The organism is Oleiphilus sp. HI0079, assembly GCF_001635105.1.
In genome coordinates, this window is record NZ_LWFT01001181.1 from 1 (window position 1) to 546 (window position 546).

General features: G+C 50.0%; 2 pseudogenes. One reads left to right on the forward strand and one right to left on the reverse strand.

From position 1 onward, the window contains the following. Window positions 1-209: pseudogene (locus A3750_RS20965) on the forward strand (uridine kinase); the annotation flags it as partial. A gap of 14 nt (window positions 210-223) precedes the next feature. On the opposite strand, the pseudogene A3750_RS20970 reads toward A3750_RS20965, so the two are convergent. Then, window positions 224-546, reverse strand: a pseudogene (locus tag A3750_RS20970) (hypothetical protein); the annotation flags it as partial.

Here is a 546-nt window from a genome sequence, read left to right on the forward strand (position 1 = left end):
GCCTCTTGCGCCGTTTGCAACGAGACACGCTGGAAAGAGGACGTTCAGTTGAGTCGGTGTTGAATCAATACAAGCATACGGTGCGACCTGGCTACATCAATTTTATCGCTCCGACTAAAGAGCATGCAGACATGATTATTCCTCGTGGTGGCAGAAATGCCGTTGCCATTGATTTGATTCACTCTCGCTTTCGCGCCCATATCGGCTAGGCGCAGGCGCTTTGTTATTGGAGCGCTGCGAAGTGCTGTTTGAGATTGAGCAGAGTGCTAAAGGGTTGGTCTACGACAAACGCGTTGGCTAGCCATGCGGGGATTTTTCCTGTCGGGTTTGCTTCAGTTTGGTAGGTGATTTCAACCGAATTTTCGGCGATCTGTGTAAGAGTCCAGGTGCCGTTTAGTTCGGTGACGCGAACGCGCTTCTGCTTCAACGGAACAAGGTCTGGACGATCTAGTCCTCGTACTTCAATAACCGCTTTTTTAGAGGATTTTGCGTGCGTAATCCGAATATCTAAAACGTAGTCTCTGTCGTGCACTGGCCACGGTGCTT